The sequence below is a fragment of the Burkholderia sp. Bp9016 genome (assembly GCF_003857765.1).
In the GTDB taxonomy this organism is placed as follows: Bacteria; Pseudomonadota; Gammaproteobacteria; order Burkholderiales; family Burkholderiaceae; genus Burkholderia.
The window spans coordinates 1-24723 of the sequence record NZ_QTPY01000007.1 but is presented as its reverse complement, the minus strand read 5'-3'; the positions used below and the strand labels follow the sequence as shown (position 1 = coordinate 24723).

At 59.2% G+C, this 24723-nt stretch carries 21 protein-coding genes; 11 read left to right on the top strand and 10 right to left on the bottom strand.

Annotated features, from left to right (window positions below):
* Positions 1-33: 33 nt before the first annotated feature.
* Genes pcnB through hda form a run of 3 tightly spaced genes read right to left on the bottom strand, consistent with a single transcriptional unit; the run spans position 34 to position 2998 of the window.
* On the bottom strand, positions 34-1569 hold the full coding sequence (gene pcnB, locus DIE13_RS10390) for a polynucleotide adenylyltransferase PcnB (RefSeq protein WP_124827064.1): 1536 nt from the start codon (positions 1567-1569) through the stop codon (positions 34-36).
* A gap of 5 nt (positions 1570-1574) precedes the next feature.
* Entirely contained in the window at positions 1575-2252 is a 678-nt protein-coding gene (locus DIE13_RS10385) for an HAD family phosphatase (protein ID WP_124827063.1), read from the bottom strand.
* 11 nt (positions 2253-2263) lie between these two features.
* Positions 2264-2998 carry a DnaA regulatory inactivator Hda gene (gene hda, locus DIE13_RS10380; protein ID WP_216360933.1) on the bottom strand — a complete coding sequence of 245 codons (735 nt, stop codon included), beginning with the start codon at positions 2996-2998 and terminating at the stop codon, positions 2264-2266.
* Between the two features lie 250 nt (positions 2999-3248).
* Between hda and purM the strand changes: the two genes are divergently transcribed.
* Positions 3249-4304, top strand: a complete 1056-nt coding sequence (gene purM / locus DIE13_RS10375; protein WP_124827062.1) for a phosphoribosylformylglycinamidine cyclo-ligase — start codon at positions 3249-3251, stop codon at positions 4302-4304.
* A 101-nt stretch (positions 4305-4405) separates the two neighbouring features.
* Here purM and miaA read toward each other — a convergent pair whose 3' ends face one another.
* Entirely contained in the window at positions 4406-5380 is a 975-nt protein-coding gene (gene miaA / locus DIE13_RS10370) for a tRNA (adenosine(37)-N6)-dimethylallyltransferase MiaA (protein WP_124827061.1), read from the bottom strand.
* A complete protein-coding gene (gene mutL, locus DIE13_RS10365; protein WP_124827060.1) occupies positions 5377-7356 on the bottom strand; it encodes a DNA mismatch repair endonuclease MutL in 1980 nt (659 codons plus the stop codon). Before mutL ends, miaA begins: the two co-directional genes overlap by 4 nt.
* Before the next feature lie 174 nt (positions 7357-7530).
* Between mutL and DIE13_RS10360 the strand changes: the two genes are divergently transcribed.
* Positions 7531-8214 carry a DedA family protein gene (locus tag DIE13_RS10360; protein WP_124827059.1) on the top strand — a complete coding sequence of 228 codons (684 nt, stop codon included), beginning with the start codon at positions 7531-7533 and terminating at the stop codon, positions 8212-8214.
* A gap of 104 nt (positions 8215-8318) precedes the next feature.
* Here the strand turns inward: DIE13_RS10360 and DIE13_RS10355 are convergent, their stop codons facing one another.
* Positions 8319-9131, bottom strand: coding sequence for a mechanosensitive ion channel family protein (locus DIE13_RS10355; protein WP_124827058.1), 813 nt, complete (start codon positions 9129-9131; stop codon positions 8319-8321).
* 234 nt (positions 9132-9365) lie between these two features.
* On the opposite strand from DIE13_RS10355, the gene DIE13_RS10350 reads away from it, so the two are divergent.
* On the top strand, positions 9366-10148 hold the full coding sequence (locus tag DIE13_RS10350) for an SDR family NAD(P)-dependent oxidoreductase (protein WP_124827057.1): 783 nt from the start codon (positions 9366-9368) through the stop codon (positions 10146-10148).
* Here DIE13_RS10350 and DIE13_RS10345 read toward each other — a convergent pair.
* Both DIE13_RS10345 and DIE13_RS10340 read right to left on the bottom strand, forming a co-directional pair.
* Positions 10051-11151, bottom strand: a complete 1101-nt coding sequence (locus DIE13_RS10345) for a hypothetical protein (protein ID WP_233409942.1) — start codon at positions 11149-11151, stop codon at positions 10051-10053. The genes DIE13_RS10350 and DIE13_RS10345 overlap by 98 nt on opposite strands.
* A gap of 213 nt (positions 11152-11364) precedes the next feature.
* Complete coding sequence (locus DIE13_RS10340; protein ID WP_124827055.1) at positions 11365-11853, bottom strand: hypothetical protein; 489 nt, start codon at positions 11851-11853, stop codon at positions 11365-11367.
* Here DIE13_RS10340 and DIE13_RS10335 point away from each other — a divergent pair.
* Positions 11819-13873: a capsular polysaccharide biosynthesis protein gene (locus tag DIE13_RS10335; RefSeq protein WP_233409943.1), complete on the top strand. Its 2055-nt coding sequence runs from the start codon at positions 11819-11821 to the stop codon at positions 13871-13873. The genes DIE13_RS10340 and DIE13_RS10335 overlap by 35 nt on opposite strands.
* Here DIE13_RS10335 and DIE13_RS10330 read toward each other — a convergent pair.
* Positions 13815-15200 (bottom strand): capsule biosynthesis protein, encoded by a 1386-nt coding sequence (locus tag DIE13_RS10330; protein WP_124827054.1) that lies wholly within the window; start codon positions 15198-15200, stop codon positions 13815-13817. The two genes, DIE13_RS10335 and DIE13_RS10330, sit on opposite strands and share 59 nt — an antisense overlap.
* 70 nt (positions 15201-15270) lie before the next feature.
* Between DIE13_RS10330 and DIE13_RS10325 the strand changes: the two genes are divergently transcribed.
* The 7 genes from DIE13_RS10325 to DIE13_RS10295 all read left to right on the top strand — a co-directional run bounded on the left by DIE13_RS10325 (position 15271) and on the right by DIE13_RS10295 (position 24521).
* The gene (locus DIE13_RS10325; RefSeq protein WP_260435049.1) at positions 15271-17394 is read left to right on the top strand and encodes a glycosyltransferase family 2 protein; all 2124 of its coding nucleotides are present in this window, start codon (positions 15271-15273) and stop codon (positions 17392-17394) included.
* Between the two features lie 19 nt (positions 17395-17413).
* Positions 17414-18532, top strand: coding sequence for an ABC transporter permease (locus DIE13_RS10320; protein WP_124827053.1), 1119 nt, complete (start codon positions 17414-17416; stop codon positions 18530-18532).
* Positions 18533-18676: 144 nt separating this feature from the next.
* On the top strand, positions 18677-19681 hold the full coding sequence (locus tag DIE13_RS10315) for a polysaccharide biosynthesis/export family protein (protein ID WP_244107588.1): 1005 nt from the start codon (positions 18677-18679) through the stop codon (positions 19679-19681).
* Positions 19682-19692: 11 nt separating this feature from the next.
* The gene (locus DIE13_RS10310; RefSeq protein WP_124827051.1) at positions 19693-20508 is read left to right on the top strand and encodes an ABC transporter permease; all 816 of its coding nucleotides are present in this window, start codon (positions 19693-19695) and stop codon (positions 20506-20508) included.
* A 34-nt stretch (positions 20509-20542) separates the two neighbouring features.
* Positions 20543-21166: an ABC transporter ATP-binding protein gene (locus tag DIE13_RS10305; protein WP_311768321.1), complete on the top strand. Its 624-nt coding sequence runs from the start codon at positions 20543-20545 to the stop codon at positions 21164-21166.
* A 356-nt stretch (positions 21167-21522) separates the two neighbouring features.
* A complete protein-coding gene (locus tag DIE13_RS10300; RefSeq protein WP_124827049.1) occupies positions 21523-23715 on the top strand; it encodes a glycosyltransferase in 2193 nt (730 codons plus the stop codon).
* Entirely contained in the window at positions 23712-24521 is an 810-nt protein-coding gene (locus DIE13_RS10295) for a glycosyltransferase (RefSeq protein WP_124827048.1), read from the top strand. Before DIE13_RS10300 ends, DIE13_RS10295 begins: the two co-directional genes overlap by 4 nt.
* 15 nt (positions 24522-24536) lie before the next feature.
* Here the strand turns inward: DIE13_RS10295 and DIE13_RS33140 are convergent.
* Positions 24537-24723 (bottom strand): hypothetical protein (locus tag DIE13_RS33140; protein WP_221622211.1); only part of this gene is annotated, 187 nt, incomplete at its 5' end.

The following is a 24723-nucleotide window of genomic DNA, read 5'->3' as shown; positions in this document are numbered from 1 at the left end:
CATCACTTCCTACGTCGTTCGCCGGCGAGCGCGTCAGTCGTCGGAACCGCCTGCGGTGTCCGGCGCCTGCTCGGCTGCGCCTTCGTCCTGCTGGCGGTTTCGCGCGCCGCCGCGGCGGCGCCGCTTGCGGGGCGATTTTTCCTTCGAGCCGCCCTGCGTGAGGAGTGCCTCGCGCGCGGCTGCGTCGCCTTCGATGAAATCCGTCCACCACTGTCCGACTTCGGTTTCGAGCTCGCCGGATTCGCAGCGTAACAGGAGGAAATCATACCCCGCTCTAAACCTTTGGTGTTCCAGCAGCCGCATCGCGCTGCGGCCCGAGCGTTTTTCGAGGCGCAACTGCAGGCCCCAGATCTCGCGCATGTCGGCCGAGTAGCGCTTGTGGATCGCGAGTTTCTCGGTCTGCATGTCGAGCACGTCGTCCATCGCGCGATGGAGCGCCGGCACGGGGATTTCGCCTTCGGCCGTGTATTGCTCGAAGCGCTGGCGCATGTCGTGCCACAGCAGCGTCGCGAACAGGAAGCCCGGCGACACTGGCTTGCCGGCACGCACGCGCGCGTCGGTGTTGTTCAGCGCGAGCGTGATGAATTTCTCGCCCTGCGGCTGTTCGAGTACGACGTCGAGGAGCGGCAGCAGCCCGTGGTGCAGCCCTTCCTTGCGCAGTCGCTGCAGGCACGCGAGCGCGTGGCCCGACAGCAGCAGCTTCAGCATTTCGTCGAACAGGCGCGCGGCCGGCACGTTGTTGATCAGGTCGGCGAGCGCGTTGATCGGCTCGCGCGTGTGCGGCTCGATCTCGAAGCCGAGCTTCGCAGCGAAACGCACGACGCGCAGCATGCGCACCGGATCCTCGCGAAAGCGCGTGGCCGGATCGCCGATCATCCGCAGCAGACGGGCGCGCATGTCGGCCATCCCGTCGTGATAGTCGAGCACCGTCTGCGTCGACGGGTCGTAGTACATCGCGTTGATCGTGAAGTCGCGGCGTGCGGCGTCTTCGTGCTGTTCACCCCATACGTTGTCGCGCAGCACGCGGCCGCTCGCGTCCACCGCATGCGTGCGGCGGTCGAGCTCGTCGCGCTTGAGCCGCTTCGGCGGCTCGCTCGCGGCCGCCTCGGGCGGCGCGTCGACCAGCGCGCGGAATGTCGACACCTCGATCAGTTCCTGGCCGAACTGCACGTGGACGATCTGGAAGCGGCGGCCGATCAGGCGCGCGCGGCGGAACAGGCGCTGCACCTCGGTCGGCGTCGCGTCGGTCGCGACGTCGAAATCCTTCGGTGCGATGCCGAGCAGCAGGTCGCGGACGGCGCCACCGACGATGAATGCGCGAAAGCCCGCCTGTTGCAGCGTGTCGGTCACGCGCACGGCGTTCTTCGAGATCAGCGACGGGTCGATGCCATGCACGCTGGCCGGCACGACGGTCGGTTCGTGATTGCTGCGCGGCTTCTTCGCGGCGCTGCCGCGATGACCCTTCGCGGGGCGTGCAGCAGGAGCCGTTTCGTCGGCGGGGGCCACGGCGGGCGACGTTTGTTCGGTGCCGTCCTGGCCGAGCAGCTTGCGGATGAATTTTTTGATCACGACGTTCAGAAGAGATCGAGGATGCGCCAGCCGCGGTCGCTTGCATGCGCGCGCAGCGTGTCGTCGGGGTTGGTCGCGATCGGGTCGGTGACTTTCTCGAGCAACGGGATGTCGTTGTGCGAGTCGCTGTAGAAGTAGCTGTGTTCGAAGTCGCCCCAGTGCTTGCCGAGCGACGCGAGCCACGCTTCGGTGCGCACGATCTTGCCTTCGCGGTAGCTCGGCGTGCCCGTGGGCCGGCCAGTGTACGGCGAATCGGGATGTCCGTCGGTCGTTTCTACCTCGCATGCGATCAGCGTGTCGACGCCGAATGCGGCGGCGATCGGACGCGTGATGAATTCGTTGGTCGCGGTCACGACGCAGCAGAGGTCGCCAGCGTCGATGTGCTTGCGCACGAGCTCGAGCGCGGCGGGCGTCATTGCGGGCCGGATCACTTCATGCATGTACTGCTCGTGCCATTCGGCGAGCTGCGCGCGCGAATACTTCGCGAGCGGCGTGAGCATCGCGCACAGGTACGCATGGATGTCGAGCTGGCCGGCCTTGTAGTCGGCGAAGAACTGATCGTTCTGACGCGAGAAGCTTTCCGCGTCGACGATGCCGAGCTTCACCATGAAGCGGCCCCATTCGTGGTCGCTATCGGTCGGGATCAGCGTGTGATCGAGGTCAAAGAGTGCCAGATTAGTCATGGAAGCGCATTTTACTCGAAGCGGTTCGGGCCTGTGCCCGGCGGTGCGATGTCGTCGCCGGGACGGGCCAGCATCCGGCGCAGCAGCGGCAGCGTGACGGCGCGTTTCTGCTCGAGCGAGAAGCGGTCGAGCGCGTCGAGCAGCGCCATCAGGCTCGGCATGTCGCGGCGGAAATGGGTGAGCAGATAGGCGGCGATGTCGTCGGTGAGCGCGATGCCGCGCTCCTTCGCCGCGAGCTTGAGCACGGCGATCTTGCCGGCGTCCGACGGCGGCGACAGGTGGAACACGAGCCCCCAGCCCAGGCGCGTGCGCAGGTCCTCGCGCACGTCGAGCGCGAGCGGCGCCGCGGGGCCTGCCGCGACGAACGCGCTCGACGGGTGTGCGCGGACCTCGTTGAACAGGTTGAACAGCGCGACCTGCTGCGCGTCGCTCATCCGGTCGCAGTCGTCGATCGCGTAGATGCCGATGCGCGGGTCGAACGTGAACGCGCCGAGCGGGCTTTGCGGCGTCAGATAGCGCGCGTAGCCGTACGACGCGTCGCTCACGAGCGCCTGCAACAGGTGGGTGCGGCCGCTGCCGGGCTCGCCCCAGATGTAGAACGATCGATCCGGCACGGGCCCCGCCGCGAGCGCGAGGTCGAGCTTCTGAAGCCGCGAGACGAGCTCGTCGTTCTCCTCATTCATGATGAAGTTGTCGAACGTGGCGGGCGGCGGCGTGCCGAGATCGAGCGTCAGTTGACGGGACACAACAGTCACAATGCGGGTCGGTTGAAAAAACGCGTGCCGTACGCCGGGCACGCGCGCGGGGATGCCGTTCCGGGGTTTGCACGCGCGGCCGCACGCACGGCGGCACGCGGGTTTCGGCGCGGCTCGCGTAGCGTTGAAAACGGGGACGTGTCGACCAAGATGCAATCCCTGACGATTCGGTGCTGGGAATTCCGGCCAACGGGCCGGCTTCGGGTAAAATCGCATTTTACCGACCTTCTCGCATTCCCCCATGAATCCTCCGAAATCCGCTCCCGACGCTCAGGGTCTGTCCTACCGTGACGCAGGCGTCGACATCGACGCAGGCGACGCGCTCATCGACAAGATCAAGCCTTTTGCGAAGAAAACCCTGCGCGACGGCGTGCTCGGCGGCATCGGCGGGTTCGGCGCGCTGTTCGAAGTGCCGAAGAAGTACAAGGAGCCCGTGCTCGTGTCGGGCACCGACGGCGTCGGCACCAAGCTCAAGCTCGCCTTTCATCTGAACAAACACGACACCGTCGGCCAGGATCTCGTCGCGATGAGCGTGAACGACATCCTCGTGCAGGGCGCCGAGCCGCTGTTCTTCCTCGACTACTTCGCGTGCGGCAAGCTCGACGTCGACACGGCCGCAACGGTCGTCAAGGGCATCGCGCACGGCTGCGAACTGTCGGGCTGCGCGCTGATCGGCGGTGAAACGGCCGAAATGCCGGGCATGTACCCGGACGGCGAATACGACCTGGCCGGTTTCGCGGTCGGCGCGGTCGAGAAGAGCAAGATCATCGACGGCAGCGCGATCGCCGAAGGCGACGTGGTGCTCGGCCTCGCATCGAGCGGCATCCACTCGAACGGCTTCTCGCTCGTGCGCAAGATCATCGAGCGCGCGAACCCGGATCTGTCCGCCGATTTCCACGGCCGCTCGCTGGCCGACACGCTGATGGCGCCCACGCGCATCTACGTGAAGCCGCTGCTCGCGCTGATGCAGAAGCTGCCGGTCAAGGGCATGGCGCACATCACCGGTGGCGGCCTCGTCGAGAACATTCCGCGCGTGCTGCGCGAAGGCCTCACCGCCGAGCTGGACCAGAACGCATGGCCGCTGCCGCCGCTGTTCAAGTGGCTGCAGGAGCACGGCGGCGTCGCCGACGCGGAAATGCACCGCGTGTTCAACTGCGGGATCGGGATGGCCGTGATCGTCGCGGCGGCCGATGCCGACGCAGCGATCGCCGACCTGACGGCCGCCGGCGAACAGGTGTGGAAGATCGGCACCGTGCGTGCGAGCCGCGAAGGCGAGGCGCAGACGGTCGTGGTCTGACGCGCCGCACGCAACGATAGCGCCGCAACGCAAGCCGCCCGGAGTCGATCCGGGCGGTTTTTTTTCGGGCGTCGCTTGCGGGGTAGCGATCCGCGCGTGTGTCAGGTTGTTGCGCGGCCGTCCAGCACGCGTTCGAGCGCATCCAGCGCGTGTGCCGTCGCGTCCGGCGCGACGCAGTCGACCACGACCCGCTCGGGCATCGCACGCAGCCACGTGATCTGCCGTTTGCACAGCTGGCGTGTCGCGAAAATGCCCTTGTCGCGCATGGTTCGATAGTCGGTGTCGCCATCGAGGAATTCCCACGCCTGCCGGTAGCCGACGCAGCGCATCGACGGCAGGCCCAGATGGAGATCCTCGCGGCGGCGCAGCCGTTCGACTTCGTCGATGAAGCCCGCTTCGAGCATCGCGTCGAAGCGTTGTGCGATGCGTGCGTGCAGCACGGCGCGGTCCGACGGTTCGAGCGCGACCGGCACGAAGCGGTAAGCCGCGGCCGCATCGTCCACGGGGCGGGGCGCGGCGAGCAGCGCCGACATCGGCTGCCCGCTCAGCATGAACACTTCGAGTGCGCGCTGGATCCGCTGTGAATCGTTCGGTGCGAGGCGCGCGGCCGTCGCGGGGTCGACCTGCGCGAGCCGCGCATGAAGCGCCGGCCAGCCATCGCGCGCGGCCTCGGCATCGAGTTCCGCGCGCACCGCTGCATCGGCGGTCGGCAGGTCGTTGAGTCCCTGCGTCAGCGCCTTGTAGTACAGCATCGTGCCGCCCGCGAGCAGCGGCGTGCGGCCGCGCGCGGCGATCTCGCCGAGCAGGCGCAGCGTGTCCGCTCGGAAGCTGGCCGCCGAATACGCGTCGGCCGGGTCGATGATGTCGATCAGATGGTGCGGCACGCTCGCGCGCTCGTCGCGCGTCGGTTTCGCGGTGCCGATATCCATGTCGCGGTAGACGAGCGCCGAATCGACGCTGACGATCTCGATCGGGCGACGCGCGGCGAGCGCCAGCGCCGCGGCCGTCTTGCCCGATGCGGTGGGGCCGAGCAGGCAGGCGATCGTCGTCGGTTGGGTCCGTGGCGAAGCGTTCATTGCCCGCGCATGAAGAGGCGGTCGAGATCGTTCAGCGTGAGCTGATACCACGTTGGCCGGCCGTGATTGCACTGGTCCGCGCGTTCGGTCGCTTCCATCTGGCGCAGCAGCGCGTTCATCTCGTCGAGCGTCAGGCGCCGGTTCGCGCGCACCGCGTGGTGGCAGGCGAGCGTGCCGAGCAGTTCGTGCTGGCGCTCGGTGAGTACGCGCGAGCCGCCGAATGCGTGTAGATCGGCGAGCACCGCGCGCGCGAGCGACTGCAGGTCCGCATCCTTCAGCAGCGCGGGCACCGCACGGATCGCGAGCGTCGTCGGCGACAGCACCGCGAGGTCGAAACCGAGCGATTCGAGCGTGTCGCGCTCTTCCTCGACCGTGCCGATCTCGACCGGCGTCGCCGTCATCGATATCGGCAGCAGCAGCGACTGCACGGCCACCGAACGGTCGGCGAGCGCATTCTTGAACTGTTCGTACAGGATTCGCTCGTGGGCCGCGTGCATGTCGACGATCACGAGGCCGTGCGCATTCTGTGCGAGCACGTAGATGCCGTGGATCTGGCCGAGTGCGAAGCCGAGCGGCTGCTCGTCATGCGGGCTGGCGGCGATCGGCGATGCGGCGAAGCCCGGCAGCGGCGCGGCCGGCGCGCCTGTCGAATCGTGCGCGACGCCGGTCGTGCCGTCCGGCGTGCCCGCGCCGGTATCCTTGCGGCCGAACAGTGCATCGTAGAGCGCGAGCGGCTGCGCGACGGGCAGCGTGCCCTGTGTCATGCGAGCCTGGCGCATCCACGTGTTGCCCGCCGACGATGACGACGACGAGAAGCCGCTGCCGCCCGTGCCGGTGGCTGCGCCCTGGCCGAGCGGCGTATTCAGGAACGACGCGGGGCCGGCGGGGGCCGGTTCGAGATGCGCGGCATGGCCGCCCGCGGTGGTTTCCGGCGACGCGCCCGCATGGCGGGCCAGTGCGCGCTGCACCGCGTGGAATACGTATTGGTGAATCGAGCGCGAATCGCGGAACCGCACTTCGATCTTCGACGGGTGCACGTTCACGTCGACGGCTTCGGGCGGCAGGTCGAGGAACAGCACGTACGACGGGTAGCGGTCGCCATGCAGGACGTCCTCGTAGGCTGCGCGCACCGCGTGCGTGAGCAGCTTGTCGCGCACGAAGCGGCCGTTGACGAAGAAATACTGCTGGTCGGCGCGGCCGCGGCTCGCGGTCGGCAGGCCCGCGCAGCCGTAGACGGCGAGCGGCCCGGCCTGCTCGTCGAGCGGCAGGTGCGCGGTGGCGAAGCTGTCGCCGAGGATCTTCGCGACCCGCTGTGCGGGCTCGGTCGCGTTCCAGTGCTCGACGGCCTTGCCGTTGTGCAGCACCGAGATTGCGACGTCCGGCCGCGCGAGCGCCGCGCGGCGGATCATTTCGAGGCAGTGGCCGAACTCGGTCTGCTCGCTTTTCAGGAATTTGCGGCGCGCGGGCGTGTTGAAGTACAGCTCGCGCACCTCGATCGTCGTGCCGACCGCGCCGGCCGCCGGCGACAGCGCGCCGGTGGTCGCATCGATCTTCATCGCGTGCGCGACGTCGGCCGTGCGGCTCGTGATCGACATCTCGGCGACGGATGCGATCGACGCGAGCGCTTCCCCGCGAAAACCCAGCGTGGCGACCGCTTCGAGCTCTTCGAGCGAGCGGATCTTGCTGGTCGCGTGGCGCATCAATGCGAGCGGCAGCTCGTCGGGCGGAATCCCGCAGCCGTCGTCGGTGATCGAGATGCGCTTGACGCCGCCTTCTTCGAGGACGATGCGCAGTGTCGTCGCGCCGGCGTCCATCGCGTTCTCGAGCAGCTCCTTGACGACCGATGCCGGGCGTTCGACGACCTCGCCCGCGGCGATCTGGCTGATCAGCTGGTCGGGCAGGGGCTGGATCGCGCGCAGCGGGCGCGGAGCAGGGGCGGGCGCGGCGCCCGCTGCCGTTTCGGTGATTTCGGACATGGCCGAATTATAGCGAGGCGGCGGATGCGTGCCGGCGTGGCCGACGGTTACGTTTTTTCACGGAGCCTTAAGGTAGTTTCGGTATGATGACTCCGTTTTGCGCGCCGCCTTGCGCGGCGGGCACTTTCCGCTTTTTCCGGCCGTTCCGGCCCTTTCGCCTTCGAGGAATCGCATTTGGATACGCTGCTTCATTTCGTCAATCTGGTCCTGCACATCGACGCGTTCCTCGGCGATTTCATCCGGCAGTACGGCGCATGGGTGTATCTGGTGTTGTTCCTGATCGTGTTCTGCGAGACCGGGCTCGTCGTGTTGCCTTTCCTGCCCGGCGATTCGCTGCTGTTCATCGGCGGCGCGTTCGCGGCGACGGGCGACATGAACGTTGGCGCGCTGATCGTGCTGCTGCTGGTCGCGGCGATTTCCGGCAATACCGTGAACTACCTGATCGGCCGCTGGATCGGGCCGAAGGTGTTCAATACCCATATCCCGGTGCTCGAGCGCTTCCTCGATCGCGCCGCGTTGCAGAAAACCCACTCGTTCTACGACAGGCACGGCGGCAAGACCATCGTGCTCGCGCGCTTCATTCCTGTCGTGCGCACGTTCGCGCCGTTCGTCGCGGGGGCGTCGTCGATGAGCGCCGCGCGCTTCCAGCTGTTCAACGTGCTCGGCGCGGTGTTCTGGGTGCTGCTGCTGGTGCTGCTCGGCTACTTCTTCGGCAATATCCCGTTCATCCGTCAGTACCTGAACGTGATCGTGCTGGCGGGGATCGGCGCGGCGATCGTGCCGGTCGTGCTCGGCGGGCTGTGGAAGATGGTGCGCGGGCGCCAATCGGGCGGTACGCAGAAGACGGGCGGCCGCTGAGGCGGCGTATTTCCCGTCGGTCTTCGGCGCAATAAAAAAGCGTGGCGGTTGCCACGCTTTTTTTTCGTCCTCGCGATTCCGGCAATTGCCGGCGGGCGGTGCCGTCACGCGTTGCGGTGCGAGATCGGCGTTTCGGGCGTCGGGTATTGCGCGTCGCGGAACGTCTCGAGTATCACGCGGTTGGTATCGCAGTACACCTGCCAGTAGTTCTCCGGCTGCGTCGACGGGCGAACGAACAGCAGCGGGCCCTCCGGCGTGAATTGCAGCACGCCGACGTCCGGGGCCGGCACTTTCATCACGTTCGGGATCGACTGGATCTGCGTCTTCAGGCGGTCGATCGCATCGGCCGCATCGACGCCGTTCGCGATCTTCGCGGTCAGGTCGACCCGGCGGTGCGGCGTCGCGCTGTAGTTCGCGATGTTGTCCGAGAAGATCTTGTTGTTGCCGACGATCGTCACGACATTGTCGGCGGTGATGATCGTCGTGCCGAACAGGCCGAGTTCCTTCACCGTGCCGGTGACGCCGCCCGCGCTGATCACGTCGCCGATCTTGAACGGGCGCAGCACCTGCATGAACACGCCGGCCGCGAAGTGGGCGAGCAGGCCGCCCCAGGCGGTGCCGATCGCTAGACCGAGACCGGCGAGCAGCGCGGCGAACGACGTGGTCTGCACGCCGAAGATCTGCAGGATCGCGAGGATCAGCAGGATCGTCAGCAGCACGCCGACGACCGAGGTCAGGTAGTCGGTGAGCGTCGGGTCGACCTTGCCGCTGCGGCGCACGACCTTGCCGAGCAGACGGGTGCCGATGCGGATCGCCCACCGGCCGACGAACCACAATACGATCGCGGCGAGGAGGTTCAGGCCGAAGTCGAGGCCGCGGGTCATCAGGAATTGCTGGGCGGTTTCCAGGTTCAGCATGGGAGCTCCTAAATGGAAAGGGGCCGGCTGGCGGCTTTTCGACGGATGGTTATAACCGAAGAGAAGGCGCTCGATGATGAAAGAGTGTTAAAGGCCGGGCGCGAAAAAGCCCGGATTTCGCGATTGTCGAGTGGGCGTTTGGGCAAAATATTCTATGAACGGTGCGCGCGTTCAGTGGTGCATATCGGATAATGCTGCCGAAATTATCACTATCCCAAGCCCTATTTCTCGATCATGGCGACACAAAAAAACGGGGTTCCGCGCTGCGTGCTGATTACGGGCGCCACGGGCGGCATCGGTTCAGCGCTGGCGCAGGAATATGCGCGAGCCGGCACGGCGGTGCTGATTCTGCACGGCCGCAAGACCGCGCTGCTGCAGCAAGTGAGCGATGCGTGCACGGCGCTCGGCGCGCGCGTCATCACGGCCGCATTCGACGTGCGCGACCACGATACGTTGCGCAACTGGGTCAGCGAAATGAGCGAGACCGAGGCGCCCGATCTCGTGATCGCCAATGCCGGGGTCAATATCAACACCGGGCCCGGGCATCAAGGCGAAGAGTGGGACGACATGCACCGTCTGCTGGACGTGAACGTCAAGGCCAGCATGGCAACCGCTCATGCAGCGATGCCCGCGATGCGCGCGCGCCGCGGCGGCCAGATCGCGCTGATCAGTTCCCTCGCCGCATGGCGCGGATTGCCCGAGACGCCGAGCTACAGCGCGAGCAAGGCTGCGGTGAAGGCGTACGGAGAGGCGATGCGCGACGGGCTGGCGGCCGAAGGCGTGAAGGTCAACGTGATCATGCCCGGCTATGTGGAGTCGCAGATGTGCTTCGATATGCCGGGCCCGAAGCCGTTTCTGTGGAAAGCGCCGAAGGCGGCGCGCGTGATCCGGCTCGGCCTGAGTACCAATCGTGCGCGAATCAGCTTTCCATTCCCGCTGAATCTCGGGTGTTTCCTGCTGGCAGGACTACATCCGGCCGTGTCCGGCTGGTTCCTGAGCCGGCTGGGTTACGAGTAAGCGTGATTTGCTCGGGCGCGGTGTGGATGATCCCGATCGGCTGAGCGGTCGGCCGCTGCAGCAGTGCCTGTGCGGCCACGCGCAGCGCATGGAGGCGGGCCGGGTCGCCGGCCAGCGCGCATAGCGCTTCCACCCAGCTTTGCGGATCGTTGTCGAGCAGCAGGCCGTTCTCGTCGTGCCGGATCACCTCGTGATACGGGCCGACGGCGGCATACAGCCCCACGGCCCGGCAGCGGGCGATGTCGTAGGCCTTCACATGCGCGCGGGCGGCGTTGAATTCCGACGGCAGCAGCGGGGCGAGGCCGATATGGCCGTCCAGCAGGCGGCAATGGCCGCGGTAGTTGGCCCAGTCCATCGGATGCACGACCCGTGTGCGCGGCAGGCCGCGATACAGCACGTTCACCGCGTGCGAGCCGATCAGCTCGAAATGGACGTTCGAACAGCGCGCGAGCACTTGCGCCATGATCGGCTGCAGCCACGAAATTTCGGCTTCGTGCGCGGCGCTCCCGTGATAGAACACGAGGATCGGCGACTCCGCCGATGCGTTGCGCACCCGCTGCGTGCGCGCATCCTCAGGCAGCGCGCGCGGCGTCACGAGGGTGGCGGCGCGTTCCGGATAGCGATCGCGCAGCGCCTGCGTGGAAAACCAGTATTCCGTCGCAAGGTAGCGGATGTCCGCGGTATGCGCATGGCAGTACTTGCGGAGTTTTTTCACGTACGGCCGCGGCAAGCCGTTCCATGACCGCGGATGCAGCAAGTCGTCGTCCATGAAATAGACGATGCGTGCCAGTTGCACGCGATGAATGCGCAGCGCCCGCGCCCATCGCGCATTCAGATAGCGGATGATGATGACCGCCGTCCCCGGCGCGAGATCGCCCGGCTCCGGAACTGCGCTGTCCAGGTTCTTGTAGACGACCGGCAACCCGAGCTCCTGCAGGCGCGGGAGCACGTAATAATCCGTGGACGGATTTTCGCCTTGATGCAAAACCAGCCAGCGCTGCACCGCCGTGTTGTGACGGAGGTGAGACGGGCCGTGCGCCGATTTTCGGTATAGGAGCCTGCGCAACATCAGGATATTAAATACGTGTGGTTGGTCGGTGCGCGTCGTCGCAGCTCATGCGGAATCGGTCTCGACATGAGCGGCGACTTTGATCTCTCGGTGATTCGGGGATTCTAAAGACATTTGATTGTGTGTGCGTTACCGACGACGTCAAATTTATATGGGGTCATCGTCGTAACGATTTAAATCCGTAAAGCCGCGGCGTTGATGCGCGACGCGTGACGCGGCTGCCGTGCGTGTCTCCACGGGCCGGCCAGCGGCGCGAAGGCAGCTTCCGAGCGAATAAACCGGATTTTCCGCGGCTTCGAGCGGCAGCCCGTTAAAATACCGGCCACGAGCCGGCCGGGTAGAGGCGAACCGTGGACAAGTACAATGCGATTGCGTCAGCGGCGTGAGGAAATGCGCGACGATCGCGTGAATTGCGTTCACGATGAGCGTCGCTGCCGCCGCCGTCGGGTTGAGTGAACCGACGCGCGACTGCCGCTCGACATGAAGAACCCCATGAGCACACCGATATTCCATTATTCCGGCTTCGCGGCAAAACCCTCCGCTTTCGGCAATTGCCGGATCGCGCGGGTGCTTGCGGCCATATTTGTCGAGGCTCGTGTCTTTGACTGATTTTTCCGTCGCCCGGGGCGAAGTCACCGGACAGGCGCGGCCCGATGCGTTGGCGGGTTCGCTGCCGACTATCTATACGCAGGCGCCGGGCGTGCACCGCATCCCGACGCTCGCCGCGCTGCTCGACGATTTTCAACTGCACTACCGGTCGGTCGGCCAACCGGTCGCCGGCGCGGGCGTGCTCGCCTGGGGGCGCCGTCCGAGCGCGCTGGCTGCGCAGCGCTATGCGCAGAAGCACGGTCTCGCCGTCTATCACATCGAGGACGGCTTTTTGCGCTCCGTCGGACTCGGCAAGGACGATCCGCCGCTCGCGATCATTTTCGACGATGTCGGGCTTTATCTCGATGCGAGCCAGCCGTCGCGGCTCGAGTCGCTGATTGCGCAGCCGCTGCGCGACGACCAGATCGTGCGGGCTCGCGCACTGGCCGCGGCATGGCGGGATGGCCGCGTGTCCAAATACAACCATAGTCGCGATCTGGGAAGGGCATTGCCCGATGGTTGTGTATTGGTCGTGGACCAGACGCGCGGCGATGCATCGATTTCCTGCGGTCTCGCCGATGCCGCCAGCTTCCACCGGATGCTGACGGCCGCACTGCACGAGCATCCCGATCGCACGATCCTGCTCAAGGTCCATCCTGACGTCGTGTCCGGCCGCAAGCACGGCCACTTCGATCTCGACGCGGTGCGCGCGATGCCGCGCGTGCAGGTGCTGGACGACAACGTGCATCCGGCCAGCCTGCTGCCGCTGGTGCACGAGGTGTATACCGTCACGTCGCAACTCGGCTTCGAGGCGCTGATGTGGGGATTGCCGGTGCGTGTCTTCGGCATGCCGTTCTATGCGGGCTGGGGGCTGACGCGGGACGCGCTGCCGGCGCCCGCGCGACGCGGTGCGGCCACGCTGGAACAACTCGTTCACGCGGCGCTGATCGATTACTGCCGCTATGTCGATCCGGAAACCGGCAAGCGTTGCGAGGTCGAAACCGTGCTGGCATGGCTGGCGCTGCAGCGCCGGATGCGACAGCGATTCCCCGTCGACATCGATGCGCTCGGCTTTTCCGGCTGGAAGAAGGACTACGTGCGTCAATTCTTCGGCGGCAGTGCCGTTCGCTTTCGCTGGCGTGTGCCGAGGGCGATCGACCGCGCCGTTGCCACATGGGGGCGCAAGCTCGACGACCGGCTCGCGCCCGCGCTACCCGCAACGCAAAAGGTCATCCGCGTCGAGGATGGCTTCGTGCGCTCCGTCGGCCTCGGGGCCGATCTGACTCGTCCGCTGTCGTGGGTGCAGGACGACGTCGGCATCTATTACGACGCCACACGGCCTTCGCAGCTGGAAACGCTGCTCGCGCAAACCGTGTTCGCGCCCGAACTGCTCCAGCGCGCGGCGGTCCTGCGTCAGGCCATTTGCGACGCGGGCATTACCAAATACAACCTCGGCGGACACGCGAACTGGGTTCGTCCGGAGGGCAGGCGCGTGATTCTTGTGCCTGGACAGGTGGAGACCGATGCGTCGATCCGCTTCGGTGCGTCCGGCATTCGCGGCAATATGGATCTGTTGCAGGCTGTGCGTGCCGCCAATCCCGATGCGTATCTGCTGTACAAGCCGCACCCGGACGTGATGGCCGGCCTGCGCAAGGTGGGGCGAGGGGAGGACGACGCGGCGCAGTGGTGCGACGAGACGATTGGCTCGGTGTCGTTTCACCAGTTGCTCGGCAGCGTGGACGAAGTCCATGTGCTGACGTCGCTGGCCGGATTCGAAGCGCTGTTGCGCGGCGTGAAGGTGGTGACCTATGGGCAGCCGTTCTATGCGGGCTGGGGAGTGTCGCACGATGCGGGATTGACCGAGCCGGTGCGTCAGCGGCGCAACCGTGCGCTGACGCTGGACGAACTCGTTGCCGCCGCGCTGATTCTGTATCCCACGTATGTCAGCCGAACGACAAGACGCTTCACCACGCCGGAGCGTGCGCTGCAGGAACTCGTCGAATGGCGTGCTACGCCGCGGGTGCCACGTTGGCGACACTGGGTTGCACGGCTGTTTCGGGAGGCTTAGCGACCGGGCGCGTACCGGCCGGCTCGATGCCGCTGCCTTTCAACGAATCGAAGATCGGAACGTTTGACCGCAGCGCGCGATCGAGGCGCGGCGGCGGATCGACAAAGGCGCCGTGGCCGTTCACCTCGTCTTTCATCACGCGGCGCACGATTTCGACGCACGCTGCATCGCGGCCCGCACGGTTGTAGAACGAGCCGTGAATCTGGACGGTGGCGGCAATCGCCGCCACGAAGTCGTTGAGCAACGGCTTGTTGACGCGCTCGGGCGTGGTCCAGAACGTTTCCAGCGAACCCTGGTGTGTGAGCCCCGCAATGTCGTACATCGCCATGCCGAGCACTTTCACGGGGCAATTGGCGCGCAACGCATGCAGGCCCACGGTGGAATTCACCGCAATGACACCCTTGCTGTGCTTGATCGTGCGCTTGAGATCGCAGTCCGTCACGGCAATGACGCGCGACGCCACGTCGTAGCGTTTTGCCGTGCGCGCGACGAATTTTTCCCAGCGCTCCATGCCATTGTCGAGCGGATGCAGCTTGATGATCAGTGAGCCGTCCTGCGGAGCATGCTGCGCGAACGACGCAATGACTTCCTCGATCACTTGCCGCTGATCGCTATAAGCGGAATTGGCGCGCAGCTGGTAATCGGCCTGCATCTGGAGCGCGAGCATCCAGTAACGAGCGCCCGAGTGGCGCAATACGTCGGCGGCGGCGACCCGCGCGGGCTCGTTCAGGCGCTGGCCGACCATGCGCGGCAGCCAGCGCAGATAGTCCAGTAATGGCAGGTAATACTTGTCGGTGCGATAGAGCGGGAAAAAATATGGCACGAGCGAGGTCAGGAGGTTATAAAGCACCTCGTTGAACGCTTCCTGCCCGAAACTGTGCGAATAATGCTTGGTGTCCGGCTTGAATGGTCCGACACGGCGGGCAATTGCGCGGATCGCCTTCGGGTCGGTGGGGAAGTGTGACAGCGTGCCCATGCCGCCACGCTCGAGGGTGAGCCAGTCGGGGCGCAAGTAGCCGAATTCGATCGAGTACGTGCGAATGCCGAGCGACTCGGCGACTTCGCGCGCGACCGCGTGGTAGGGCAGGCGGTCGGCAAAGTACATGATGTCGGTGATCTCGTGGCGTACCAGATAGTCGCGCAGGAAATCCGCCCAGCGGCTAAAACGGCCTCGATAGTTGACCGCACCCGGTTTGCGCCAGTACGCCCAGTCCCCCAGGGAAAGGTTGATCCGATGCGTGCGCACGAGCGCGGCATCGAAGTGGTCGCTTAACTGACGCCAGAAAAGCGAGGGAGGCCCCTGGAGAAATAGTATGGATCGGCGCATGTTTGATACTTCTAGGTTTTTCTAGTCTTCCTCTGGCCGTGAATTATAATCGCGGATCCCAAGTTGCGTCATGATTAAGACAGGTAGTGAAGAAGTGGCGGCTAAAATCGTTCATAAGGAGAATTGGCGTGCTGCCACGGCCTGGCTTGTAGAGGGCCAGGTGGTAGGTAATGTCAAGGCTTGCGTAGCGACTGTCGTGCTGACGATGCATGATGATCGCACGCACGCGTTAAAAGTCTTAATTAGCAGTAAGGGCCATATCCAGGAATTGGTCAAGACTGCCGCAGCCGTGCGGACTGTCCATTTGGTCATGGACAGCGATGCAAGCCCTGTTCACGTTCGATTCCTTCGGCATCGCCGCCTGAGTGCCGCAGAGTACCGCTTGCGGCAGTTCTGGCGGGCGGCGAACACGCTGTACAAGCAACCGCTGCAGCGTTGCGTCCGCGCAGGACTTACACCAGTCACTCTTTTCCGCGATCTTGATCACGCATACGACGTGGCGTGTCGTTTTCGCGCGAACGTGTATCGCGAAGGTTACGCAGGGTGGTATCAGGAGTTCTATGCTATTACCCCTGCGGACCGGGCGTTGATGGCTCGTCGAGTGAAGCGTTGGCAATATTCACCAATATTTAATATTTCGCTGTGGGTGAGCCGGCAAACTACGCAGGCTGATATCGATGCGACGCAGGCCAGTTTGCAGGCGCAAACATATCGGCACTTTGCAGTCGAGGTGCGAGACGACTTCTCGGATGATTTAACCAGGTTGATTTCGACGCCGGTCGCCGAGAATTCCTGGCACCTCGTTATCCGCGCTGGAGCGACGCTCTCGGAGCAGGCGCTGTTTTGCCTCGCGGATGCTGTCATCAAGACACCCGATGCCGCTGTGGCTTATGCCGATCACGACGTCGTCGGTGTTGACGGCCAACTGTGTGATCCCGTTTTCAAGCCGGATTGGTCTCCCGAACTGTTGCGTTCCACTAACTATATTGGCGACGCCTTTGTCTGGAACGGCCGGTATGCAGATCGCTTGCAAGCACTTGGCGAGGGTGTGACAGATGCCAACGTGATGCACGCCTTGCTGTTGGCTCTGAGTGAACTCGGCTCGCCGATGGTTCACGTGCCCGCGCCGCTCTGGCATATGACCCCTCGGGATGAGCAGGATGATGGCGTAGGGACGGTTCGTGCGGTGGCCGCGCACCTGCGGCGCATGGGCGTGCCTGCGGAAGTCGAGAGCACGGGGCCGGGCCGTTGTCGGGTGCGTTATTCGGTAGCGGAGCCGGCACCGTTGGTCAGCATCGTCATTCCTACGCGCGATCAGTTGGGGCACCTGCACCGTTGTATCTCCAGCGTGCTGGAAAAGACGCGCTATGGGCCGTATGAAATCCTCGTTGTTGATAATCAGAGCATCGAACCCGACACACTGGCTTATCTGCAGAGCTTGAAGCAGGTAGCCAATGTTCGGGTGTTGCCGTTTGATGAGCCGTTCAATTACTCGCGCATCAACAACATGGCGATCGCTGAGGCGAAGGGCGAGTTGGTGTGTCTGCTCAACAACGACACGGAGGTGATTTCGCCGGGGTGGCTCGCCGAGATGGTTGGTATGTTGCTGAATGGCAATGTCGGAGCCATCGGGGCCAAGCTGCTTTACGGAAACGATACCGTGCAGCACGCCGGTGATACGGTGGGACCCGGCGGATGTGCGAATCATTTGCATAGTGGGATAGGACGGGACGAGCCGGGCTATACGGGTAGGGCATTGGTTGCGCAGGACTTGTCGGCAGTTACAGCCGCATGTTTACTGACGCGGAAATCTTTGTACCAACGTATAGGCGGATTGAATGAACGTGACTTAAAGGTCGCGTTCAATGACGTGGATTACTGCCTTCGTGTGCGGGATGAGGGGTTCCGTGTAGTGTGGACCCCGCATGCGATGTTGTATCACCACGAATCGGTTTCTCGTGGAAAAGATGAAGTGCCTGCGCAGCAGCGTCGGTTTAGATCTGAAGTTCAATACATGCGCAAGCGCTGGCAACACGTCATGCACCATGATCCTTTTTACAACCCAAATTTAAATTATTTGCAGGCGGATTTTATGCCGGCGGCTATGCCGAACGTGTTTCGTCCTTGGGTTGCTGGGGGAGCGGAGAATGTGCTCGTTTGCGTTGGTCGAAAAGAAATTTTAGACTCGATTTGAAATATATAGAACTGTAAAGATGATAATCAGTAACATTAAAAAGTATCGGCTATTTTGGGGTATGGTGGTTGCACCGATGATTGTGGCAACTATTTATTACGGCTTCCTCGCGCGAGACCGTTATTTGAGTTCGTCACAGGTGGTGGTTCACAAAGTTGGATCCGAGAGTGCTGCTGAGGCTTCGCCAATACCGGGTTTGGCTGCATTAATGGGAGGTGGCGGGCTGTCCGGCGGTAATTCGTCGGAGACGCTTTATGTCAGAGAATACGTCGTGTCTCAAGACATGCTCAATATCTTGCAGAAAAAAATGCATTGGAGTCAGCACTATTCTGGAAGATTAAGTGATCCTCTATATTATTTGTCGCCTAATGCTACAAGCGAAGAGCTACTCAAGTATTATCAAAGAATGGTTACGGCTCAGTTTGATGCTACAACTGGCTTGTTGACTATATCCGTGCAAGCCTTTGATAGGAAATTTGCAGACGATGTTGTATCTGTAATTATTTCAGAAAGTGATCATTTCGTAAATGAAATATCCCATCGACTGGCGCGGGAGCAGGTTAGCTTTGCGGAAGATGAGTTAGAGCGTTCACGACTGAATTATGAGGCTCGGCGTAAGGCAATGCTGAACTTCCAGAGCGCGAATAACGTGCTGGACGCGCAGCGGGCTGCAGTAGCACGCAATGATGTGATAGCAGGGTTGCAGTCGGATTTGACCAAGGCGGAAGCCACTTTGCGCGCTTTACGGGCGAGTCTGAGGGAGGATACTCCACAAATTCGCCAACAAAAATTCCAGATTCAGGCGATTCAAGAGCAAATCTCTGCGGAAAATAGAAAGTTGATTGCGAAAAATTCCGACGATCAACTAAACGTCATTGCTTCGAACTATCAAAGTCTTGAGCTGAACGCGGGTATAGCACAAGATGCCTATAAGGCATCGGTATCTGCATTGGAGAGTGCGCGGATCGAAGCGACAAAAAAATTAAGAAGTTTGGTTGTTGTTGTGAGTCCTAATATGCCGGACGAGGCACTCTTTCCTCGTCGAGCATACAGTTTGCTGACGGCTTTGATTTTATTGCTTCTGATTTATGGCATCACTCAATTTGTCATTGCGACGGTCAATGATCACCGAGATTAAGAATATAGAGTGTCAAGTATGTTTATGAAAAGTGTATTAATTTCACGTAATTTAAAATCGACACATTATGGTCGCAGTACTATATTTCTCTGTAGTATTCTGCTCTTGAGCGGCTGTGGCGCGCTATCCGGAGCAGGGCCTCGGATGTCCGACGTTGCTTCTCCGACCAATGTCCAAAATCCAGATTATCCGTATCAACTTGTCGAGCTTTCGCCTGTCAACATAGAGCACTATATGCGTCCTCCCGAGGCGCCTCTATTGGATCGCGTTGCTCGCCCGGACGAACCCGAGGTGCGCCTTATGCCAGGTGACGTCCTGAAGGTCATGATTTCAGACGATAGCGGAGTAGACAAAACACTATTTGCACCATTGGCACAAGGCGGCACAGTGTTTGGTCAAGTCCGAGTAGATGCGAACGGCAAAATTACCCTTCCGTATCTAGGAACGGAAAGCGTACGTGGTGCCACTCTGGCCCAGACCGAAAGTATCATCCGACGGGGTCTGAAGGGGCGGGCTATTGAGCCACAGGTGCATGTTGAATTACAGGGCGATTTATCTCGTTCGGTTTTGGTCGCTGGCGCTGTCAAAAATCCTGGTCGCTTCTCTGCGTCGCAGGGGCCTTTAACCATTTTGGACGCAATTAATCTCGCCGGTGGACCGGTACTGGAGCCCTATCTAACCACTGTGACGCTTCGTACCGGAAAATCGGCATTCAGCTATAACTATCAGGACTTGTTGTCAGGCGGCAACATCTCGGTACCACCGAATTCCGAAATCGTGCTGGCACGCGCACGCAAGCGCTTTGTCGCCATGGGGGCGGTCACTCAGCCGGGACTTCATGATTTTCCTTCTGCTACCCCGAGTCTGCTAGAGGTACTGGGATCCGTGGGGGGATTGAACGAACGCACTGCCAATCCGAGTGGAGTATTTGTATTCCGTCTGGTTGATAATGTGAACAATGGTAGTCCCGAGGCCGAGGTATTTCGGCTGGATATGCGGGAACCTGTCTCCATGTTCTTAGCAAAGAAGTTTTTGATACAGCCGGACGACACTGTCTATGTGACTAATGCTCCAGTATACGAGATGCAAAAAATTATCACGCCGATCGTACAAGTGCTGCTTCTGGGGCGCGATGTTAGCCAGTATTGATGGGGAACTTAATGTCTGATTTTGAATCTCCATTCAAAGCCAATCGATCATCATGGAAGATTTTTCGTTCCGTGTTGTTTGCATTGTTTTTGCGAGAAATGCAAACTCGATTTGGTGCGAGGCGAATGGGTTTCGTGTGGGTCGTCTTGGAGCCGTTGGCGATTCTCGTGCTAATTCTAGTGTTCCATGCATTTGTCCATGCATCTCCCATGCAAAACATGGACTTCATAATGTTCATGGTAAGCGGAATCGTTCCGTTTCATATGATGCGTAGCATAGCGTGGCGATTAACCGATGCGTTGCAGGCTAATCAGGGGTTATTTGCATATCGCCAATTAATGCCATTCGATACATTCGTGGCGAGACTTATGGTCGAACTGTGTGCATATGCTTGCGCGTATTTTTTAATTTGCTTCGCATTAGCATTTTGGCTTCAACGAGATGTTTCGGTAAGTGATCCTTTGATGTGTGTCTGGGCCTTAGCGGTTGGCACACTCGTGTCTTTCTCGCTTGGTGTTGCTTTCGGCATGATAGCGCGAGTAATTCCGAATTCAGCGCGAGTTTGTAAATTAACATTTATACCGCTTTATTTGACGGCTGGCGTTTTTTTTCCTGTTTGGAATTTGCCGCCGGATAAGATATTCATGATTGCCTGGAATCCGTACGTGGCTGTTATTGAAAACATCCGTGTCGCAATTTTTGATAATTATCCAGTTACTAAGGGGTTGAGTTCTAACTATCCACTAGTCTTTTCTCTGGTGCTTACTTTTTTTGTCATGGTGGCGTATAGACGTATGCGTCAAATCATGCGAACGCCCAATCCGTAAAATGATAGAACTGTCAAAGCTGACTAAGTCATACGTGACAAAGCAAGGGAGAAAATATATCTTCCGTGATTTTTCTTTTGTTATTCCTCCGGATAGAAATATCGCGCTAATTGGAAAAAATGGTGCAGGGAAAAGTACGTTGATGCGCTTGTTGTGCGGAACGGATATTCCGGATAGTGGGCGAATCATTACGGACAAGAAAATATCATGGCCGGTTGGTTTGGGGGGTGGGTTTCAGGGCTCGCTGACCGGAAGGCAAAACGTGAAATTCATCTGTCGATCTCTTGGGGCCGAGGGAGAAGAGATGAAAAAAGTGATTCGTTATGTCGAGGATTTTGCGGAGCTCGGTGACTACTTTAATCAGCCGGTGAAGACTTACTCTTCCGGTATGAGTTCAAGATTGCGATTCGGTATGAGTCTGGCTTTCGATTTTGATTATTATATGATCGATGAGGCGATGTCAGTTGGTGATGCGCACTTTCGGGAAAAGGCAGAGGCAGAATTCAAAAAAAGAGTTGGTCGTGCCAATATGATTTTAGTAACGCATGGCATGGCTCAGGTAAGGAAACTGTGCGATTTGGTGATGCTTCTGAATGGTGGGGGGATAACGGTATTCGATGATGTAGAAGAAGGGATTGCCGCCTACCAGAAGGTGTGAAGTAACTCCGCGCTGTTCTCGCTATTTTGCATTCAATATAAATAATATTTGAGGGTCGTTATGCCAAAAATTTGTCATCGAACGGTGAGCAACGCTTATCGAGCTCGCTTGGAGCTTCCATTTTCTGGGGTCTATTGTAATTTATTGCAAATTCGGACGAGATATATTGACGAATGATGTCGGTTCATCGTTGATACGATTGGCTCCTTCGGCGACGGGGCTGGACTCTCTGAAAAATTGACTGCATCGATAGGCGTTGACAAATTTGGCATTGCGGGTGCGGAGACTTGCGAGCATGCGATTAATTCCGTTTTTGGCGCCTTTTCTAGTTATTATCGGAATTTTACGGAAAATATATGAGAAACGGATTGAGGGGTGCGAGAGCTTTTTATTGGAGTCGAGGGACGGAGGCGCTGAGGCGAAATGACTATGCTAGCGCGATATTACTCTATCAAGCTGCAAAAACTGCGGCCCCGGAGTTGGCTAAATTAATCGATCTAAATATTAAGTTGGTCGAGTCGCGTCTGAAGGCGCGGCAAACACCTCATCATGTTGATACGACCAAAGAAAAATTGCCGCTATTGAATGGCGATAAAGCGAAGCCAAGTTCCGATGTAAGTGCAGAGCTGATACGACATCTGCTCAAAAAAATTGTGTCGGTAGAGGATATTGCGCTTGTCAAATCATCAAACTTCTTTGATGAGGCGTGGTACATCGATCGATACGTCGACGCTAAAGCTCTTGATATTGATCCCGTCGAGCATTATTTGCGGGTGGGGCAGTTTCTCGGATATAGTCCATCTCCGAAATTTTGTTCGCCGAGCTATTTGAAATCACATCGCGATATTAAAGCGGCTGGTATCGAGCCACTTTTGCATTATTTGAAAAGTGGGAAGAGCGAGGGTCGAACGATATATCCTGTGCGCGATGGCAATCAGGTTGAGGAACGAAAGAAATGCAGGCGGATTCTGACGCGCCGGAATAAGGAATGGGATTGGGGGCAGCATGCAAAAACTGTGCAATTCCTCGAGGCGCTGCCGTATACGCGTTCCGAAGATAAAGTCTCGATTATTATGCCAACATATAATCGGGCGCATATGATTTCGGCTGCAATAAAATCGGTACTTGAGCAGACCCACGCGAATTTTGAATTGATCATCGTGGATGATCACAGCACTGACGACACTCAAAACATCGTTTGCGGAATTTCTGATTCTCGCATCAATTACACGAAAAATTCACGCGGCAAGGGTGTTTCGAGTGCAAGAAATGCAGGTCTGGATTTGGCAAAGGGGAAATGGGTTTTTTTCCTGGATTCCGATAATACGTGGAAGCGTAATATGATCGAATTTGCGCTGAAGCATGCTGATTTTTCGCAATCGTCGGCCGGGTACTGTGCTGCCAATATTCACGGAGATGATCACGAAACGAAGTTTATTCTCTATTCAGAATTTGATTTTGAATCGTGTGTTCATGAAAACTTTATCGACTTGAATTGCTTCTTCATGCGCTGGAGTGGTCAATTCAAAGAGTATCGCTTTGATGAAAACTTAAGGCGACTGGTTGATTGGGATTTAATACTGCGTGTTGCTACACGTACGCGTATTTCTGGTCTGCCGTTTGTCGGCGTCGATTACTATGACGGGACCTCGGATCGAATCACCAACAAGGAGCACGTCGCTCGAGAAGCAATTCAAGATTTGCTGAACCGTGTCAGAAATAGTGCTCGCCCTCAGAGTGTAAGAAATAGTACGATTATTGATTCGTCTTCGTATCGTATCGCAGTACAATTACATATTTACCATTCCGACCGAGTGCCGGAATGCATTGAGTATCTGAGAAATATTCGATTCGATTTTGATTTGTTCGTGTCCACCTCGCTCGATAAGGAAAGCGAAGTGCTTAAGGCCGTGCGCGATGCTTATCCAAATGCTCGTATTTTTCAATACCCTAATACAGGTGCGGATATTGCACCTTTCCTTGAGCTTATCTCGACCTTCAAAAATTACCGACTTCTCTTAAAGATTCACACAAAACGAGATGTGGGGGCCTGGGGCGATGCATGGAGGCGTGGCCTTCTCACTCCTATTCTTGGTTCGCCAGAATTGATTGATGAGATTGTCGAACGTTTCCGAGCAAACGAGCATCTTGCAATGGCTTGTAGTGCTGACTTCTATAAGCATGGCGTGCGCAATTCGATCCCTGCGAGCTTGGAGCGATTGGAGTTCCTAGCGAAGGAACTCGGTTTAAGCGAATATCAGGACAAGAATTGGGCATTTGTTGCTGGAACGATGTTCTGGGTGCGCCCGCAGATATATTTGGAGCTTGCACGATATATGTGTGATTCGGCTGGCTACAGCGCCGAATTTTCACGAGATGGTGCCATTGAGCACGGGCTTGAGCGGGCCTTGGGGCTCGCTCTTTGGCAGAACCACGACAATCAGGTCGCGCTGGTCTCAATGGCCGGAGATATAACCGAAGTCGGTCTCGGCGAAGGGTGCTCTATGGAAGGGGTGGCTCAGACTATGAAGAGGTTACACAGCCAATGACTCGCATCACAACCATGATTCCGACATATAACCAGGAAGGTTATATAGATGCCACAATTGCCAGCGCTGTTGAGCAGACGGGAAACTTTACACATGAAATCCTCATCTCATCCGATGGGTCGACAGACGAAACTCGTGCCAAGATTCAATCTTGGCAAAAAAAGTTTCCGATGCTTATTCGTGATTTGAGCTCGGATGCGAATGTTGGAATATCGGAAAATTTTCGTCGCCTCTTTGCCAGGGCGTCGGGAGATTATATTGCAATTCTCGAAGGAGACGATCTCTGGACGGATCCTGAAAAGCTCGAGAAGCAGAAAAATTTTCTGAATAAAAACAACGATTGTTCGATGGTTTTCTCGATGATTCGTGTGAAACAATTATCTTCGGGTAAGGAGTTTCTGTTGGATCGGCAAGTCGGTATCGCCAAAGATAAACTTGGTGGAGAGGATTTTCTGGCTGATCCATTGATGAATCTAATCGCCAATTTCTCGTCTTGTATGTTGAGGACGGCTGTTGTCCGAGAATTGCCTGATCGTCTTTTTGTCGAGCGTTTCAACGAAATAGCAATGGCTTTCTTTTTCGAGAGATTTGGACAAATTGGGTTCCTAAAGCAGGAGATGAGTATCTACCATCAACACGAGGGCGGAGTGTGGAGTGGTATGTCACGTGAGGCCCAGTTGCGTTCGGGGCTTGAAGCTCGGAAAATGGTGTTTGAGGTTGCACATGACCGACATAAGGCCAAGATTCGACAAATCATGGAGGATAGATATATCAAACCATTGGCGAAATTGCAGGTAGGAGCGTAAGCTCACTTCATAGAATCAACTGAAAATATTGGAATTTATAGAATAATCAGGGAATTCGGGGCGGCAGGGATTTTGCGAAGAACCAATCCTTGCCGCAGTGCACGCCATCAGATGTTCGATGACGTGTAAGCGACCAGCCAACCCGTCTTGACGAGCGAGTTTAGGCGGCAGTCGAGAGAGGTTGCCAACGATGCGGCAGTAG